The organism is Candidatus Harpocratesius sp., assembly GCF_054039255.1.
In genome coordinates this window covers 96,491-115,623 of record NZ_JBPLBG010000006.1, presented here as the reverse complement: position 1 = coordinate 115,623, position 19,133 = coordinate 96,491, and the positions used below count along the sequence as shown (strand labels likewise).

The following is a 19,133-nucleotide window of genomic DNA, read 5'->3' as shown; positions in this document are numbered from 1 at the left end:
CAATATGATAGAGAAATTAATAATTTATATTTTATATAAAAATTAACACAACACATCATGAAGGTAAAAAAAAATGTCATATCATTGTCCTAACTGCGGCAAGGAAATCTCGTATGGAGAATCGATCTGCCCAAATTGTAAAGCTAATGTTACTGATGTTTGGGAGCAAACACCTCAACCGAAAGATTCTCAACCAAAAGTTGCACCTGGAATGGGTACACCTAATTCTGTAAATAATAACCCTTTTCCTCCACCAATATCGAATAATTCAGGAACTCCTTTTCCTCCACCTGTAGAGAATAATGTGGGTGCGCCATTTCCACCACCAGCAGCAAATTCGTCGCCATTTCCACCACCAGCAGCAAATTCATCGCCATTTCCACCAGCAGCAGCAAATTCGTCGCCATTTCCACCACCAGCAGCAAATTCATCGCCATTTCCACCAGCTAATGACTCCAGTTTAAGCAGTCCAGTTACTCCAGTTGCATCAATTAGTACAGCATATTTAGAAATTCCACGTATTGGCGCAAAAATTATGATCCCTCCAAATGTTTCGCGATTTCGTATTGGAAGAAATGAAATTCAAGGTGCAGCTACACAAGCTTTACCTGATCTTAATGCATATAAAAATATTAGCCGTAAACGTGAAAATAGTGAGCATTTTATAATTCATTATCAAAATGGACAATATAGTATCGAAGATATCCATTCTACAAATGGTACTTATATAGGAACAATGAAGCTAGGTCCAGGGGTTCCACCTCAACCTTTAAAAGATGGAGATAAAATTATTGTACCTGTTGAAGAGTTTGGAAAAATGGTGCAATTAGAAATATTCTTCAGAATGCCATAATAATAATTTCTTTGTTTTTTTTCATTTCTTTCAAGAACTATTAAGATTAAAATAGAATAGATGAACATTATGAATTCACAGACAGTGCAAACTTCAGAATCGTCGAAATTTAATTTACGATGTCCATTTTGTGGTGAAATTAACGAATTTAATATTGAAGAGATTTATGAAATCTCTCACAATGGAAAAAAATTAAAAGAAAAGTATTGTACTTTCTGCGGAGAACCTTTAATTGTTAGATGTGAAACGTGTACAACCACTTTTTCTCTAAACGAAAATTTCCAGAAGAATCCTTTTATTCAGATCGGTCCTTCATTTTGGGAACCCCAAGAATCAATTATGGATAGTTTACTTCCTACTATTGAGAAAAAACTAAATGATTATTCCCATTTTGCAAATACTCTAAAATCGGAAGACTTTAGACTTCGTCAGAAGGAATTCTTACAAAATCTACCAAAATTAAATGAAAAGGCTTCTTTACTATTGGAAGATATAACAACTTTGGCAAAATTATCTAATATGTTGCATCTTTCTAAAGAATCTAAAAATGTTATAAAAGGAATTGAAAAAGTTCAACAAGAAATCTCAGAAATTTTGAATAGTATTGATCCAAATTATAAGGATGTAATAGAAAAGAAAGCCAAGCAGCTTAAAAAACATGTTATTTTCATGGATTTTATTCCAAACTTAGAAGATCTTATGGAGAGAGCTAAACTAATTCGAGAGTTAGAGATTTCTCAAGAAAAAGAATCTTTAAAACCAGGTTATGAAAAATTAACTTCTCATTTATTAGTTGATTCATCATTTTATAGAATCATTTGTCCAAATTGCAATAATTCAACTTTTTATATCAATAAGCAAATTTATCAATGGGATCATACATTAAAGCAATTAAAATATCTCAAAAAATTACCCTCTTTATCAGGTGGGAGAGAAAGTCTCTCTGATCAAACAACAAATATCACATTAGATGTTAATCTTCATTTGGAAATACCAAAACAATATGATTTTCACGGTCGTGTGAAATTTATCTTGAATGATAAGAAAGAGGAAGTAATTGGAAGAAATTTTATCCGCGAAATAGATTTTGTTGAAGAAGAAAGTGAAGAAATTTTGTATGATCAGAAAGATCCCTTAGGAAGGATCTCCAACAAGCAGTTTAGTTTGAAAAAAGTTGGTCCAAATATTATATTAAAAGCAATGCCATTTGATGAACGTAGAGTGGGTACTTTTCTTAACAACTTAGCGACTGACATACGTATTACAAATCCAGATGGAGTAACCCTCACTTCAGGAGATACAATAATAATTCCTTTAATTAATGAACCTAACAACCCAAATATTCTTAAGATAACAGTAAAATTGGATTAAAATTTTATTAAATGATTACTAATGGAGAAAACAATGAATTTGCACAAAACCTTTTATTATTGTTCCGAATGTATGCATGTTTATTTTGATTTACCTTCTTCAAAAGAATGCGCCATTTGTCATAATGAAATGTCTGAGAAAAATGTAATTACAGATTTAGATATTTTGATTTGCGAAACGTGCAATCATATTTACACGATTCAATTTCCTGATGAATTAATTCCTCCCTATGAAAATAACGTTCATAATCTCTGTGGATGTAAAAATAAATGCCCAACAACAGCCTTTCTAGCTGTTGGTGAACAACAATCCTATTATGGTAATATATTAAAAGCGGATATCTATAGATGTCAGAATTGTGGCGCTATTACCTTTCGAAATATGGGAACTCAAAAAAAATCATGTTATGAATGCGGATCGAAATATTTAGAACCATTACATTGGGACTCTTCTGCAAATCGTATTATCTATCAATGTGCAAATCCAAATCATGGTATTCGGCTGAAATTGCGGGATTTAATCGCAAATAATAATAATATTATCGATGAAAAAATTAAGCAGATTCAAATTGCTGAAGTTGATTTACAAAAAAGATATCAAATTCAACTTCATGCCATTAACAATGAGTTTTCAGGAGGGGCATTGAAAAAACAATGGCAGAAATTACAAGGTAAACTTACACCTCAAGAATTAAAAATTAAACAGCTAAATAATTGGGCTTTTCAAGAACGAAAAAAATTATATACTGATTTATATCCATTAGGTTTACGTTGTGCGGTTTTCCAAGAACAACCAGGAGATCTTCATCCGATTTTGATAAAAACAAGTGATGGATGTGGAGCTCTAGCTCAAATTAAGATTAAAAAAGTTGTGATTGCACCAGATGGAACAATTATTGATTCAGAACCGAAAAAGATTCAAGAATCTGCAGAGGAGAAACAAGAAGATGATTTCTCCACGATTTCTAATCAAGACCAACAGATAAACATATTAGATCAAAATCATGAATCAATTTTTACCACCATATTAAGGACGCCATCACAAGAAATTGATAATAATATTAATAAAATAAAGACAGATGAGAAAAACGATTTAGAAAATGCAACATCCGTAGAAGCGAACTTAGAAACTATAGAGACACAAGAACTTGCAGAAATTTCCATTACGGACGAAATTTTAGGAGATCTCCCCACACTTCAACCAAATCAAGTTTTTCTTATAGTTTTTTTAATGGGAAGAAAGAAATCAGAAAAGAATTTCCATTTATTAAATCATGGAATTATGCCGTTAGAATTTTCTTCAGATGATGAAGAATCAGTAAAGATTTTAGTAGGAAAAGAGCATTTTATTGGTATGTATTGGAAGAACATCGATGTTTTCTCTTTAAAACCCAATTACTTTGAGAATATTCTTCCAATTGGGGGGAAAACATTCCATTTTGCAGTTATAAAAGAAAAATTGGATTTCTTTATTGAACCGAATTCCTTAAACTTTGAACTTAGCATTAAAAACAAAGATTCACCAATTCCCATCCAAGTAACTAATAAAATGCCATTGCAAAATTATTCAGAATTGCAATTTTCAGGATATTACTCAATGTTAGAATCAAATCCTGATGAATATCACGAATTACAATTTAAAATAATTTTTATTAAATCGAATTAAATAAAAAAGAAAATCAAACTTATTCGCACACAATTATTCATATTTATTATGCAGAGGAAATAAAAAATGAGCGATTCATCGGAAAAAATAAAAATTTGTCGAAATTGTCATTCAATTTATAAAAACTTCACCCAAAAATTCTGTGGAAATGGGTGCGAGTTAAAACCTCCTTATTATTTCGATGGAAAAACAAACTCAGAAATCATTCCTCGTGAAGTTATTTTGACTAAAACAGATCCACTGAAAATCAGATGGGTTTGTAACCAATGTAAAAAAGAATTTTCACAAGAAGATTTGGAAAAGCGTGATTTTATTTGTGATTGTGGAAGTAATAATGATTTTTACCCTTTTACAGAAAAATTCTGTGGAAATTCTGATTGTAAATCCGACGGATTTTATCGAAAATTACCATTAGAAGCAAAGGTTTGTGATCTCTGCGCGAAATCGGATTTCTTTTATAATCATTCTATATTCAAATCAGAGTTAAAACCTTCCTTATTAATTCAAGATGAATGTTGGGAAGGTCCTATACCATATAATTTTTACCAGGAATTTGAAGAAAAAGAAAAAGATACATCATTACTTTCATGTAAAATTACAATCTTGAATAATAATGTAGAATACTTGCTATATGGGGAGAATAAGTTAATTACGGTTAAAAATTTAATCAAAGACGCAAAAGCATATATGCCTGAAGAAATATATGAAGAATTGCTAAATACCTATGGAGATAATACCGCTTTATTTACAATATTATATAATTCTCAAAATGAATCATTTTCAATGTCTACTATTTTCCAAGGTGAATTTGCGGAATTGGATGCCAGATATTTCCAAAACAAAATAAACAAATTTAATAAACAAGAACAAATTCCACTGAAAGAAAATATTTTGACTCAAATTCATGCAGGATTCTTTAAAATCCATGTTTGGATCTATTAAAAGAAGGGAAAAAAAATGACTGATATACCTAATGGAGAAAAGTTAAAACTAGGCCAACTTTACCAGATTATAGAAAAAATTGGGGATGGTGGATTTGGAGCCGTCTATAAGGCGAAAATGGTAAAAACAAAAAAAATAGTGGCAATTAAACAGTTTAAAAGTGTTGCCTTTTCATCTGTTGCTGAAGCTCGTATGTATTGGGAGCGAGAGCGGGATTTAACTAAGGCAGTATCTGGATATTCTGGACCACACATGGAATATATTGAAGCATTTGAAGATAAAAGTGATCGTAGTAATCCAAAATTTTATTTGGTTTTTGGTTTCGTAGAGAATGCCACTACTTTAAAATCTTGGTTTAACGATAATTTACGCTCGAATAATCCTTTAAATATCGATGAAATTGTGGAAAAAATTTTTCTTCCCTTATGTGATTTTATGTTTTACGCTCAGAAAAAGGGAGCAATTCATCGCGATTTCACATTTAATAATATTATGATTACAATAAAAAATGGTGCACCTTATCCCATAGTAATTGATTGGGGAGGTGGTAAAGTTTTTGATTCTAAGACCCTTATGGACGAACCTCCTTTAATAGATGAAATGGAAGGATCAGGAACAGTAATAATTACTCCTGGATTTTTTGCTCCAGAAATAATCATGCAAAAGCCTCCATTACCTCAAACAGACATATATATGTTTGGTGCAGTTTTATTTTATGCACTAACAAATGGTTATACTCGAGTAAAACCGACTATTAATTCAGATTATATTCTTCATCCACAAGATTACAATATGAAGATTTCTGATACATTAAACGATGTTGTAGAAAAGTGTACTCAATATGAACCTAAGGATCGTTTTAGAACCTTTTTAGAAGTTAAGCAAGCACTGGAGCAACACCTTTCTGGAAAAACAGGAGGTTTGGATCAACTTCCTTCTATTGAAACAGGTAATATGTTTGTTTTAAGGATAATTAATAATAATGCAATTATTCAGTTAAACCCAATGGAAATGGTATTAGAAGAAAATAAAAACCGTAGAATTGGTAGAGAATTGATTGTTGAATCAGCACCATGGAAACAAGAATATCGAGGTGTTTTTAGGGGGATTACTCGTTGTTTTAATAATGGTATAGATCGCAATCGTGAACAATTCTTTTTAGGATATAGTCGTGAGAGAAATCTCTTTTACATTCATGAAGGGAGGAATAGCAACCCTACTTTACTTGATGGGAGAGAATTGCCACCAAATCAATGGGTTCCTATTCAAATAAATCAACAAATATCAATAAAACATACCACAGTTCGAGGTATATTTGAATTAATATCAGTTCTTGATTTAGACTAAAAAATCATAAAAAGTTGAAATTCATGGGAGGAATAAAGGATTGAGCAAGGATTACGGGTTAATCTGTGATATTGGAGGAAAAAATAAAGGAAATCAAGATTCGGCTTTTTTTATTCAATTTGATTTAAAACTTGCTCCTGCTTCCACTAAAGAAAAATTCTTTTCACATAATGGAATATTAGCTTTGGTTTGTGATGGAGTATCTGCCTCACATCATGGTGATGAAGGGTCAAGTTTTGTAGTAAAAACTTTACCAACTAAAATTTTACATTATTTTCTCACTGAAAACGTCGATTTTGCTCAAATCCAAAATATCATAGTAAATGCAATTAAGGAAACAAATAATGAATTAATTAACAAGTTTTCCTCAGAAATCCAAAAAGGAAATATACCTAAAACCACTTTAGTGGGATTTCTGATTATTGGTCCTTGGATATGGGTTTTTAATTTGGGAGACAGTAGAGCCTACTTAATCAAGGATAATGAAATTCGCCAGATAAGTATAGATCACATTGGAACAGGAGCGTCTCATGAAATTACTGAAGCTATGGGTCAAAAAACGATACATCCATATATTAAAACTTACAATTGGGCATATAATCTAAAAAGTAACACAAAACAAAAGATATATCAGAAACAATTCTATGGTATTCTCTGCTCTGATGGTCTTACAGATAAAGTATCTGATTCAGAAATTAATGATTTTTTGCAAAAACGCACTAAAAACGAATCACTGCAAGATATTGTGATGAAACTATATAATCTCTCAATTGAGAGGAAAATTGAAGATAATATCTCAATAATTATTATTGATATGAAAGAGTTTTTTGAAAAAATATCTGAAATTGAAAAAATTCGGTTAGATTATTCATAAAGAGGGAATATTATGGAAGAATTTACACTAATTAAGAAAAATTTCTTTGCACTAGAGACAAATAAATTTCACCGATTATCTGAACAGCAATTTTCTTCATTGAAAAAAAAAAATAACACAATTAATCCGATTATTCGGGAAGTTTTCGACCATTTAGTTCAATGCTGCCTAAATGGTTTTAATTTTACTCAAGATCCCCTCTCTTTTGAAAAATATCTCAAATTTTATCAAGAAGTTAATCGTCTTATTCCCACATTAGAAAAAAAAATAGTTACGGATGATATTTATGGACCAACCTATTTTATTGGAGATACTCACGGTGCAATTCATGAATCATATTTAATAATCGAATTTTTCTATAAATTGATTCAGAAAATTCCCGAAAGCAAACTTATCTTTGTTGGCGATTATGTTGATCGAAATCCATACGATTTAGAAAACCTTACATTAATCGTCGCTTTTTCTCTTTTATGTCCAGGGAAAGTTGTCTTAATTCGAGGAAACCATGAAGATAGAAAGATAAATGAACATTATGGATTTATTGATAATCTACTTCGTGCATTTTGGGAAAAAGGTGAAGAACTCTACGAAGAAATAATTCAATTCTTCACGCACCTTCCCATTGCTCATATAAGTCAAATACACTCTGGCTCCAAAATTGCTCGTGTATTAACTGTTCATGGTGGAATCCCTATTGATCCTTATCATTTTATGGAACCTTTAATCCTTAGTGAAATTGAATCAAAATTGGAATGTGACAAACCAGAAAGCAGTTTAATGGATCCCCTTTCTGTTTCTATGTTATGGTCTGATCCAGATGAAATGATTCAAAAAGGGATTTTAACTGGAGATCATTTTAATGGAAGATTACAATTTGGAATAGATGTTTTTAATGCATTTATGTCTGCAAATAATCTTGATCTTCTTGTTAGGGGCCATCAAAAATGGCCCGATGGATGGAAAGCATTTTTCAACAGTCGTTTATATTCTTTATTCAGTACTGCATCATATGATGGAAGAATTCAATTTTCTCCAAAAATATTGAAATTAGAATACGGAAAACCACCTAAAATTATCAACATATCTGAAGATGGATTAAACTTGGAGATTTCTGAATTTCAATCAAATAATTAAAAAAAGAACGATATTAATTAAAAACCAAATGAAGGTTTGAAAATGAACTCTGATGAATTTCAAGAAGAAAATGAATATAATGAGCGGACACACAAGATTGGACAGAAATATCACACAAGCTTGCAATCTACATTCATGTCAATTGAAAAAACCCAAACCCAAATGATTATGGAAGGTAGAACCCAGCGTATCGGGGAAACTGAAGAGCAATCCATAATTGATGAGTTTTGGGATTATTATCGTCAATTTTCATCTGAAAATCCACCTCATGAGGCAGAATACTACGGAGATGATGCATCTGAATTAAAAATGACAATTTTAATTCGACAGTTCCAAGATTTTTATTTAGAGAAAATTTATCCTTTATCTTTTCCTGTGCCCATTATTCAGAAATCCTATAAATCAACTAAAAATACTCGAAAACGACCTGCAAAATTTTTCATTGTTGGTGATACTCATGGTTCATTTGCGGATGTTGCAAAATTAATTAATTTTTTTGTCCCAGCGATTGAAAAAGGTAAGCAACTTGGTTATGATGTTAAAATAATCATAATTGGAGATATAGTTGACAGAGGAAAATGGGACTTACATAATTTACTCTACTTAATGACATTTAACTTAAAATATCCCACAAATGTGCTTATTTTACGGGGAAATCATGAAGAAATGTCTATTTCTGCAAATTATGGATTTGGAAGACGTGTTATGAAATATTTTTCAGAAATATTATTTGCTTCTTTTTGCCATATGTTTAAGGATTTGCCTTTGATTTCAATTTTTCATTGCGAAAATGGCAGTTTTCTTTGTCTTCATGGGGGAATTCCTATTACAATTGATCCAAAAACTGGAGATTATGATGTACCGCTCTTAAATATATATAATTTTAACAATCGACAAGTTTGGATTGATGAAATGGACCCAGTATCTCAACAAATCTTGTGGAATGATCCCATTATAAATTATGTGCCGGGTGTTTCTGAGCAATTTTTTGATAATCGCCGTGGGATTGGATATACATTTGGTGAAGAAATTTTTCGGACTTTTTGTGTGAAAAATCATATAGATTTGGTTTTCAGAGGCCATCAAGTGTTTTCAGAAGGGTTTCATCGAGACTTTGATGACAAATTTATTACAGTCTTTTCAGCAAGTAATTATGTAAACAAAAATATTCAAGCCAGATTTGTAGAATTAAATTCAACTGATATCTTCAATTTTGCAATTCATCTTATTCAAGATATGCCGGGTTAATTCAAAATATTCGAATATTTATATAATAAGTGGAGAATTATTGAAGTTGTAGTGAGCGAAAAACTCATTTAATAAGGAAAATTCGATAATTTAATGAGTTATTCCTATGAAATTAGGGATTTTGATGCAGCTGGAAGAATTGGACGCTTTAAATTAGGGAGTAAGGTACTTGATACACCAAATCTTTTTCCAGTTGTTAGTCCTTTTGCAAACCTTATATCTCCAAAAGATTTGTTTGAACGTTTTAAAGCCCAAAGTATATTTACAAATGCATATATCTTATATAAGAATCAAGATAAAAATCAAGAGATACTTGATAAGGGACTCCATAAACATCTCGAATTTCCTGGAATTATTGCGACAGATTCAGGAGCATTTCAAGATTATATGTATGCTGGAGCAGTAAAAGTCAAACCTGAAGAAATCGAACCCTTTCAAGAACAAATAGGATCTGATTGCCCGGTAATTTTAGATATTCCTGTTCAAACAACTGATTCATTGGAAGTAGCTGAAAGGAAAATTAATATTACATTACGACGCGCCCGTGAAAATATTGCGAGAAGAATTCGAAAAGACACCGCATGGTTTGGTCCAATCCATGGATCAATTTATCCACAATTATTAAAAAAAAGTGCAATAGAAATGTCGAAATTAGATTTTGGAATATATGCAATTGGCGGCGTTGTGAAAACTTTTATAGATTATCGTTTTGATCTTGATGTTGCCATTCTTTTAGAAGTTAAAAAATGGCTGAGAGCAGATCGGCCACTTCATATGTTTGGATTAGGTTTACCGGCTTTTTTCTCATTGGCTGTAGCATGTGGAGCTGATCTCTTTGATTCTGCGGCATATATCTTGTATGCAAAGGATGAACGCTATTTTACTCTGACAGGTACTAAAAACTTAAAGGATCTTCACGAATTCCCGTGTCATTGTCCGGTTTGTACTAGCTATACTGTAAATGAATTGCGAAAAGAAGATAAAGCTACACGTATAAAAGCAATAGCAGAGCATAATCTTTTTCATTCATTTTCTGAGATACGTACGATTAGAAATGCGATCAAGGAGGGGACATTGTGGGATTTAGTAGAACACAGAGTCCATGCTCATCCAAAATTTCTCAAAGCATTGAATATCGTAAAAAAAAATCCAGATAATTTCCTTAATTTATTGAATTTGAACCAATCAAGAGGTCAAATGATACTTAGTTCTTTTTCTTTGTATCGCGCTCATTTTCATAGATTTCGGAACAAAGTTGCGAATTATAGAATTCCAGAAATCAAAAATCATCTATTCTTAATCCCAGAATTAGATCTACCAAGTATTCAAAGTCGATCTGTCAAAAATTGGATAAAAACTTTAAAACAAAGAATAGATTGGAAATCAACACAGATTTGTATTGTGAGCAATGTACTTGGCTTGATTCCTTTAGAATTTGCAGAAATCTATCCAGCGAGTCAACATGAAGGGACACTTAATCCTATTCACAATTTGGAAGTAAGAGAAGTTTTAATGAAATCGATAATCCCATTTTTAAAAAAAAATCTCCAAGATAATATGACAATTTCAATCCTTATACCTGATGTCTTCATCAACGAATATAATGAAATTGAGAAATTTTCAAGCGATACACATCTAATTTCATTGTTTGATGATATAATTACTACCCATTTTCCTTCAATTAAAATTTCCATACTAAATGAAATTAGGATGGAGTAAACAAGATGAAAGGCTATGATTAAACTTAATGATGGAATTTTAAAAAATTCAGCAAAATATTCGTCAGAAGAAGTCTTCAATGAAATAAAACCATATATCTTAGATAAAGTAGTATCATACGGTCATCCAAATGTGCAAGGGACACATTCAACTACTTTAGAAGTTACAACGGAAGATTTCTTGACATTACGGGGAACGTGCATAATAGGAATTAATGCAACAAAATCAGTTGCAGACTTAAGTAATGATTTACAAAATTTAATTCAATCAGGGAAAGAAATCGGTGTTTTTTTAAAATCGGGTGTACATTGGGACCATTTCATAGGGTTTGGAGATTCAAGACTTTCTTTAACTAATAAAGTCTCGATTGTCTTTCGAAAAAGTACATTTTTAAGTTCCCGTACAGTGTTGATTGCATGTTCTAAAAGTGCACAAGACATTAATCGTAAATTAATTAAAAACTTGCAAAATCCAAGTAATCACTTAGAACTTTATTTCCATCATATCCCATCGGAGATGAATTTACATGGAGAATGATGATTATCCTAAATGGATTGCACAAATTCCCAAGGAAATCGGAAATGAGATTCTACCATGTTTACATGAAAATGGATTAGTAGATAAACAATTTCGAATTTCCCATCAAGAAAGCTTTATTCTTGTTCCTCTCAAAAATACGGCTTTAAATGAATTAAATGATAAATCTAAAGTTCAAATACTTAAGAATATCAGAATTATCTCTAATTCTAATAAGCAATTTACCTTTAAATTACGTAAAAATTCTCGAGAAAGGATAAAACAACAAATTTTTAAATCCATTCCTTCTGAATTTCATGATCTTATTCCACATTCATTTGATATTATTGGTGATATTGCCATTATTGATATTAATCGGGTAGAATTGGAACCACTACGCCCTTATTTATCCATTATTGGAGATTTTTTACTTAAAAGCAATCCTAATTTAAGATCTATTTTTGAAAAAGCAGGAAAAATTGAAGGGGAATTCAGAACAAGGAAATTAAATTTCGTTTGCGGCAAGAACAACACACAAACAATATATAAAGAAAATGGATGTAGATTTAGATTAGACATTGCTACCACCTTTTTTACACCCCGTTTATCCTTCGAAAGAAATCGAATAGCAAGCTTATCAACGAAATTTGATCATTATGGTGCACTTTGGGATATGTTCTGCGGAGTAGGCCCGTACTTCATCCAGATTGTGAAAAATAATCCAGAAATGGAGGTTTTTGCGACAGATATTAATCACAATGCAATTAAATATGCTTTACAAAATATCCAATTGAATAAAATAAATACACGGATCAATTGTTTCCAATATGATGTAAAACAAATCAAATCTTCATCATTCTTTAATCAAATGCAAGGAAACATATCCAGAGTAATAATGAATCTCCCTGAAAAGAGTGCACAATTTCTTTCGATATTACCAGATTTTATCGCTAAAAAGGGATGTTTACTTCATATATATCAATTTTCTAAAAAAAAAGATGCATATCAAAATGCAAAACAGAGTTTTCTCTCAGCTCTTAATAGATCAGGATTAAAATTAGAAAAAATAGTTTTTTTTCGCTCAGTTAAGCCTTATTCACCTGCATTAGATACTACTGTAATTGATGCAGTTATTAAACGTTCAGATCATTAATCTTTTTATTTCTAAAAGCCTATAAAGAAAAAAAAGTAAAATAAATTTTAAAAAAATTGTCACTATTCATATATTACAATTTCTGTCCTTTTATGAAAGGATACATTAAAGCTTGATTGAAAATCGTTACTAAATCTGAAATATTCGAATAAAAGCCAGAAATTTGGGCTCCAGAAGTGAATGCAATGCAAACATCTGAACCGTCAGCACTTATCATAAAGAAATTCTTTCCGGGATAATTAGTTACTATCCATCCACGTTCTTTCCACGAATCTATCATTGGTTGATGTTCACTCAAATCCAAAGAAGTAGCAATATTGATGACTGAACTTTCAGGAAGTTGCTCTAACATATCTAAAATTTCATTTTGTTCTAAAAATTCCATTGTTGGAACTACAAGTCGTAAAGAACGCGTGGCATTTTTTATCCGATCTTTAAGATATTCTACCGCAATATCCATATCATAAAGGATTCCAGTTAAGCCCATTGAAACTGAGTCTGCCTTTTCTTTAATTTCTTGGATTTTACGCTCTTTTTCTGCTACTTCTTTTTTCATTCGATCTACTTCAAATGATGTCCCAATTAACCCATCTTGAGCTTGTCTTTGCTTTTGCTTTAATTTCTTAATCTTTTCTTCTTTTTCAAGTAATTGCATTTTCAATTCTGTGATTTCTCTATTTTTTTGCTCACGTTCAGCTGCAATTTCTTTCATTAATTCAATTTTTGCCCATAAAGCTTCATCTTTTTCTTTTGAAGCAGAAACTAATTTTTCTGTTAAACTTTGGATCCTTTCGTCTTTAGATTGAATTATTTGATCCTTTTGAGAAAGGTAAACCCCAAATCTAGAAAAATTTTCGTTAATCTCTTTTATTTTTTGAGAAATTAGTGACAATTGATCTTCCATTTTTTTTTCCCCTAATATATCATGTTAGTTATTAACTCATTTAAAATATATTCTTCGATAAATCTAATTTAATTTTGTTCCTTTTATAAATGGAGTCATTATTGATTGTGATAAAAGTTTAACTAATTCTGGATTACTTGAGAATAATCCAGTTAATGTTTTTGAATCTTCATCATATACAGCAACAGCAGCGTTTACATTATCAATTGTCAATGCAAAAAGCTTAGTATCTTTGTAGTCTGTAATTTTGAAATTCTTTTCTTTTAGTTCATCTAAAATCGCTTTATCACGTGATTGATCGACATTACATGCAATATTTTTCAAGACAATCGGTGAAATATCAAATAATGTCTCCTTTAATCCATAATCTTCAATAAAAGATAATTCAGGTAATATAATACGAATTGATCGATTTACATTTGCCATTTGAAATTTAAAATGAGTGATTAATGTAGAAATATTATGATATGTTCCTGTTTCACGCTCAAAAAGATCTTCTGGTGTCTCAATTGGGCTGGATACGCCAGATTGTGCACCTAATTTTTGCCATTCTTTCAATTTTAGCTCCAATGAAGCTAATTTTTCTTTATATTTCTTAATAATCCCAGGTTTTGAACTTTCATCATTTATCTTTCTCAGTAATGCCAATTCTTTTCGTTGTTCAGGTGTTTGATTGATTATTTGCTGCATCTTTTCCAATTCTTCTTTCAACTGTGCAATTTCTTGATTAGCTTCTTGGAGCTGCATGGCTGCTTTTGAAGAATCCTCCCTGATTTTCTCCATTTCTAATGAAGCTCCCAATAACCCGTCTTGAGCATCTCGAGTTTTTTTCCTTAAGTTTTTTATTTTACGATCTCTTTCTTCTAATTCTCTCTCTAATTTTCCGAGTTTCTCCACTAATTCAAGTTTCTCATTCGAAAGTTGTTCCATAAAAGCAAATTTCTCTGCTTGATATTTCTCAGTTGCTTCTGACATTTCATCAAACTTACGACGGAAATCTTCAATTTTTTCATCTTTCTCAACTATTAGAAGATCTTTTGACTGTAATTGCTTTTCTTTTGATAAAAGCATTTCCTCTTTCGCTTGAATCGTCTGATTTGTTGTTTCAATCATATGAGCAAATTGTTTTAGTTGAGTATTTAGTGCATCTACTTCTTTTATTAATCGATCACGCTCTCGTTCTAGATTTTTTTTATCTGTTTCCAAAACCGACATCATACTTCGAAAATGGCGTGTATCTGATGCAGCTTTTACTGCATCATTAGTTAGTTGATTTATTTTCTCGCTCAATTTCAAAATTTTGTCATCTTTTTCGCTAATTTCATTCTCTTTTGATTTTAAAAGATTTTCTAACTTGGTTACTCTATCTTGTAATTCAAGAAACTCTTCTAATTGGCTCATTTTAATTTCGTTCCTTTTTCAGTTTCCATTGCACATTAAAGTGATTAAATTTGCGCAATATTATAACTATGTTATAAATAAGTATTGAACATCCCATATTAAATAATTGTGTGTGTGATGATTTATTTAGGCAAAACACTTAGTATTATATATATTATAGAACTACCTTTTTGATCACAAAAAATTGGTGAAACAGTATGACACAATTCGGTAGCGATATCGGACTTAACCCTGAAGATATTTTGAAACTTGAACCTGAAATTACGTATATAACATCAAATTGTAACATTGAAGCAATCGCATTGACCACAGACACTGGATATCAAATTGCCTATGCTGCGCTCCCTACTTATCAAGTTGACAGTGATGCCTTAAGTGGAATTGCCTCAGCACTAGTAATGACAGGAAAAATGGGAATGATGAGTATGTTTGAAGAACCCCTTTCTGAAGCTATCATTCGTGCAGATAATGGATATATAGTTGTTACAAATGCAGGTAGGTTTGTTCTAATTGGCGCAGGTCGAGATATTAAAAATCTAATGAAGACAGTAAAAATTTTTAGGATTGCAGCTCAACGGATTGCAGTTAATTTTCCAGCAATTGCATAAGTACATTTCATACTTAGAAATTATAAAAGCAATTAAGGATTTATTCAAAAGAGATTAAAAAAAAAATTAAAAGAAAAAATACATAATAAATACTACCAAGGATCCCAGTCTGTTTCTTTCAAACGTTCTTTAGTTGAAGCTTTTGAATTTCTTGAAATTTGAACTGCACTACCTGATATTTTTGAACCAATTTTAACTTTTGATTTTGGGATTTTTTGATGTATTTGACTTGAACGTTGGATAGAATGCTTTGAAGAACTTACTGTTGGTGGACTTATATCGGAAAAATTTTTAATCAATTGTTCAATCTCATCCTCCTCTGAATGAGTTATTGATGGAGTCCATGGCCTTGATTCTGCAATCGCTCCTTCGTTAGGAATATAATGATTCTGAATTGAAGTGGGTTCAATATTTTCTTCAAGAGGTGCCTCGACTAGAGTTTTAAAATTAACTAAAATATCAAAAAAACTCTGAAATTCTTGAGGAGACATGTCAAATTCAATTAATTCATCCCCCTTTTCCAACGCAATGGATACGCGCGTAATTATCCCCCCCATTTCGGTAGAACGACATATAAATTTCCCCGGTTTATCCTTTCGTCTTATTGCCCAAACCGTTTCATTAGCTTTTTCGAGTTTCACACCCAATCACCATTTTTCTTCTTGTATTTACATTAGTTGAAGCTCGATAAAAAATTTGAGATTCATATAAAATAACGAGCAAAAAATTCAAAATTAATGCAATATTTTTTTTTATTAAATTAAGGTTAAGGTAAAATTTATAGTACAAACAAGGAACCGTTGCCTAGCCAGGTGAAAAAACAATTTAGTTTTTTTCGGGTATATATGGCACCAGACTTCTAATCTGGCACCTCACAGGTTCGAATCCTGTCGGTTCCGCTATTTTTTCAAGACATTGATAAAATTTTATTCCTATCCTCGATTTTTTAATATTTCTTATCATTCAAAGAATTTCTTTAAGTGCGAATAAGCTTTTTTAAAAAAAGTAAAAAAAGTGAAAAATGAAATGCTTGTGTTATCGTGCATGAAGAGTAGGAACAGCAGGAATTTTTACGAATCGGTTGATTTCTTTAAAACGGCTACGTAAGGTTACTTCAGTTACTTTTACAGTTTTAGCAATTCTACTCTGTGATCGTGGTTGTTGGTGATATAAACTAGCAACATATATTGCTGCAGCGAGTATTCCTTTTGGATCTCGACCTGCAACATTGTAGCGTTTGCGATAATGATTAATTATTTTTATTGTGGTTTTTTCAACATCATTGTTTAATTGCAAAGATGTAATATATTTTGGAACTAATAATATAGGATCTAAAGCAGGTACTGATAATTTTAGCTCACGTATAATAGTACGGTATGCTCTCCGCACATCACGTGGGTTACTATCAGAAAATTTCAAAATTTCTTGGAGAGTTCGTGGAATTCGCTCGGATCGACAGGCATAATAAAGACATGCTGCTACCATAGCTTTAATCGAACGGCCCCGTAAAAGTTTTAATTTAAAAGCCCGACGGTAAATTTTTGCAGCATATTCTTTTACCCTAAGTGGTAAATTTAAGAGCCCTCCGATACGTTTAATTTCAGTGGCAGCAATGAGCATATTGCGGTTGCTCCAGCTCATTCGTGTGTTCCATTTAATAATTCGCTTCATGCGATGAGATAATTGAGAACTAGTATCAATTACAGTAGATAATCCAAGATCTGGTAGTAGGGATGATACAGGACTTCCAGTTTGATCGCGTTTACTTTTTTCAATTTGTGAAAATGCTCGGCGACCTTCTCTGGCATTGTCTATAATATGATGAGATAAAACTAAGCCACAGGTAGCACAGACATTTTCTCCTCGAGCTTGATCAACAATTATATTATAAGAATTACATTCAGGGCATTGTGAAATATCTCCCAACAAAGAAGATGAATTATATGAAGATTTAAAGTTTGTAGTGTCATTCATGGTTTCTGGTTCCTTCCAAAGTTACTTTCGAATTCCATTCGAAGAACAAATTGAAAACGATGTTAATAAAAAATTGGCAAATTTTTATGAACACTATATGTATGAATTCAGAATGAATATTTAAAAGTTGTAAAAAAAATATCCGCAGATTTATTTATTTGTATTTTTTCCAATTTTTAGATGTTATTATTTGGAAATTTTCCAATTTTTTTTTATGTTTTTAGAAATTTTCCAAATTTGGTGTTTTTCTATTCTTCTCATTTCGTCCGTTTGATGATATGATAACCAAATTGGGTCTTTACTGGTTCAGAAATTTGATTTATCTGCAGGCGTGTACAGGCATTCCAAAAACCATCAACCATTTTACCTTTCGGAAATTCACCCAAATTTCCGCCTTTTTTTTTGCTGGGGCATTCACTATATTTTCTGGCCATTTCAGCAAAATTCGCCCCTGCATCTAATTCATCTCGAATTTGTTGAGCTAAACTCAATTTCTTCACCAAAATATGTGATGCTTTCATCTTACCATTACGAATCGGTGCACCACCAGCTCGACTTTTATTTGAAGGTTTTCCCATTGTTTTCTACCTTTATTTGTTAATACATTAAAAAAATTAATTTCAATTATATTTTTCGATTATAGAGAAGAGATCATATAAATTGTTTAAGTGGTAATCTGGTTTTACTGAAAATTTCTCTTTCGTGATATTTGGATCATATTTTGTACCACGATGAATGAGAACAGTAATAATTCCAACTTTTTTGGCTGGTTTTATATCTTTATCAATCCGATCACCAATATAAATAACTTCATTGGGTTGTAAATGAAACTTATTTAAAAATAACTTAAATAGTAAAGGATGTGGTTTACGAACAGCTACCTCATCAGAAATAACAATTTCATCGACCAGATTTTCAAGTTTTAAACGCAAAATCTTTTCATACTGCTTTTTAGGAGATCCATCAGTAATTATTGCTGTTCGGATATTTTTTTCACGTAATTTTTGTAAAGTTTTAGCCACATCTTTAAATAGATGAAAATGCTTAACTTTTTCTCGATGATAACCCATGACTCCTGCAGCAACAAATTTATTTATATTAAAATTTAGGCTTAATTGGATTTTTGGATCGTTTTGTAATCTAATAAGCAAATTATCGAGATGAAATTCGCTGTTACTACCAAATTCAAGAACAATTTCGTTCAACATCTGCGTAGCATAATCTTCTGGAACTGGAAGCCCATAATTAATCATCATTTGGACTGAAGCATTTCTCGCTTTTTCTACTAATAAAGTCCCATTGAACAGAGTATCATCCAAATCAAATGCCACGCATTTAATCAATTTTTACACCTTTATTATTTACAATGGAGATAAAACGGGGTTATATAAGAATCATACTTATTTTTAAGAAAAAATAGATCA

At 31.3% G+C, this 19,133-nt stretch carries 18 protein-coding genes and 1 tRNA gene; 13 read left to right on the top strand and 6 right to left on the bottom strand.

All coding sequences use genetic code 11. The features are described 5' to 3' along the window. Positions 1–73: 73 nt before the first annotated feature. The 11 genes from ACXLDF_RS01015 to ACXLDF_RS00965 all read left to right on the top strand — a co-directional run bounded on the left by ACXLDF_RS01015 (position 74) and on the right by ACXLDF_RS00965 (position 12,822). A complete protein-coding gene (locus ACXLDF_RS01015; RefSeq protein WP_457556624.1) occupies positions 74–853 on the top strand; it encodes an FHA domain-containing protein in 780 nt (259 codons plus the stop codon). Between the two features lie 69 nt (positions 854–922). Continuing rightward, entirely contained in the window at positions 923–2,224 is a 1,302-nt protein-coding gene (locus tag ACXLDF_RS01010) for a hypothetical protein (protein ID WP_457556623.1), read from the top strand. Positions 2,225–2,257: 33 nt separating this feature from the next. Continuing rightward, positions 2,258–3,889, top strand: a complete 1,632-nt coding sequence (locus tag ACXLDF_RS01005; protein WP_457556622.1) for a hypothetical protein — start codon at positions 2,258–2,260, stop codon at positions 3,887–3,889. A gap of 66 nt (positions 3,890–3,955) precedes the next feature. Next, positions 3,956–4,831: a hypothetical protein gene (locus ACXLDF_RS01000; RefSeq protein WP_457556621.1), complete on the top strand. Its 876-nt coding sequence runs from the start codon at positions 3,956–3,958 to the stop codon at positions 4,829–4,831. 15 nt (positions 4,832–4,846) lie between these two features. Continuing rightward, complete coding sequence (locus ACXLDF_RS00995; RefSeq protein WP_457556620.1) at positions 4,847–6,178, top strand: serine/threonine-protein kinase; 1,332 nt, start codon at positions 4,847–4,849, stop codon at positions 6,176–6,178. A 40-nt stretch (positions 6,179–6,218) separates the two neighbouring features. Beyond that, positions 6,219–7,052 (top strand): PP2C family serine/threonine-protein phosphatase, encoded by an 834-nt coding sequence (locus ACXLDF_RS00990; RefSeq protein ID WP_457556619.1) that lies wholly within the window; start codon positions 6,219–6,221, stop codon positions 7,050–7,052. 12 nt (positions 7,053–7,064) lie between these two features. Beyond that, positions 7,065–8,186: a metallophosphoesterase family protein gene (locus ACXLDF_RS00985; protein ID WP_457556618.1), complete on the top strand. Its 1,122-nt coding sequence runs from the start codon at positions 7,065–7,067 to the stop codon at positions 8,184–8,186. 42 nt (positions 8,187–8,228) lie between these two features. Beyond that, the gene (locus ACXLDF_RS00980) at positions 8,229–9,434 is read left to right on the top strand and encodes a metallophosphoesterase family protein (RefSeq protein WP_457556617.1); all 1,206 of its coding nucleotides are present in this window, start codon (positions 8,229–8,231) and stop codon (positions 9,432–9,434) included. Between the two features lie 93 nt (positions 9,435–9,527). Beyond that, positions 9,528–11,153, top strand: a complete 1,626-nt coding sequence (gene tgtA, locus ACXLDF_RS00975; RefSeq protein WP_457556616.1) for a tRNA guanosine(15) transglycosylase TgtA — start codon at positions 9,528–9,530, stop codon at positions 11,151–11,153. A 15-nt stretch (positions 11,154–11,168) separates the two neighbouring features. After that, the gene (locus ACXLDF_RS00970) at positions 11,169–11,690 is read left to right on the top strand and encodes a DUF371 domain-containing protein (RefSeq protein ID WP_457556615.1); all 522 of its coding nucleotides are present in this window, start codon (positions 11,169–11,171) and stop codon (positions 11,688–11,690) included. After that, complete coding sequence (locus ACXLDF_RS00965) at positions 11,680–12,822, top strand: class I SAM-dependent methyltransferase (RefSeq protein ID WP_457556614.1); 1,143 nt, start codon at positions 11,680–11,682, stop codon at positions 12,820–12,822. The genes ACXLDF_RS00970 and ACXLDF_RS00965 overlap by 11 nt, the downstream gene beginning before the upstream one ends. A 73-nt stretch (positions 12,823–12,895) precedes the next feature. On the opposite strand, the gene ACXLDF_RS00960 is transcribed toward ACXLDF_RS00965, so the two are convergent. Next, complete coding sequence (locus ACXLDF_RS00960; RefSeq protein ID WP_457556613.1) at positions 12,896–13,726, bottom strand: phospholipase D-like domain-containing protein; 831 nt, start codon at positions 13,724–13,726, stop codon at positions 12,896–12,898. A 63-nt stretch (positions 13,727–13,789) separates the two neighbouring features. Then, entirely contained in the window at positions 13,790–15,127 is a 1,338-nt protein-coding gene (locus ACXLDF_RS00955; protein WP_457556612.1) for a coiled-coil domain-containing protein, read from the bottom strand. A 197-nt stretch (positions 15,128–15,324) separates the two neighbouring features. Between ACXLDF_RS00955 and ACXLDF_RS00950 the strand changes: the two genes are divergently transcribed. Next, positions 15,325–15,735: a roadblock/LC7 domain-containing protein gene (locus ACXLDF_RS00950; RefSeq protein ID WP_457556611.1), complete on the top strand. Its 411-nt coding sequence runs from the start codon at positions 15,325–15,327 to the stop codon at positions 15,733–15,735. Between the two features lie 92 nt (positions 15,736–15,827). Here ACXLDF_RS00950 and ACXLDF_RS00945 read toward each other — a convergent pair whose 3' ends face one another. Then, positions 15,828–16,376 carry a hypothetical protein gene (locus ACXLDF_RS00945; protein ID WP_457556610.1) on the bottom strand — a complete coding sequence of 183 codons (549 nt, stop codon included), beginning with the start codon at positions 16,374–16,376 and terminating at the stop codon, positions 15,828–15,830. A gap of 152 nt (positions 16,377–16,528) precedes the next feature. Between ACXLDF_RS00945 and ACXLDF_RS00940 the strand changes: the two genes are divergently transcribed. Continuing rightward, positions 16,529–16,634: transfer RNA gene (locus ACXLDF_RS00940), tRNA-Arg, on the top strand. Positions 16,635–16,770: 136 nt separating this feature from the next. Here ACXLDF_RS00940 and ACXLDF_RS00935 read toward each other — a convergent pair. From ACXLDF_RS00935 to ACXLDF_RS00925, 3 genes are all read right to left on the bottom strand, one after another. Further along, the gene (locus ACXLDF_RS00935) at positions 16,771–17,709 is read right to left on the bottom strand and encodes a transcription initiation factor IIB (RefSeq protein ID WP_457556609.1); all 939 of its coding nucleotides are present in this window, start codon (positions 17,707–17,709) and stop codon (positions 16,771–16,773) included. A gap of 257 nt (positions 17,710–17,966) precedes the next feature. Continuing rightward, positions 17,967–18,287 (bottom strand): peptidylprolyl isomerase, encoded by a 321-nt coding sequence (locus ACXLDF_RS00930; RefSeq protein ID WP_457556608.1) that lies wholly within the window; start codon positions 18,285–18,287, stop codon positions 17,967–17,969. A 42-nt stretch (positions 18,288–18,329) separates the two neighbouring features. Then, the gene (locus ACXLDF_RS00925) at positions 18,330–19,052 is read right to left on the bottom strand and encodes a TIGR02253 family HAD-type hydrolase (RefSeq protein ID WP_457556607.1); all 723 of its coding nucleotides are present in this window, start codon (positions 19,050–19,052) and stop codon (positions 18,330–18,332) included. Positions 19,053–19,133 lie beyond the last annotated feature (81 nt).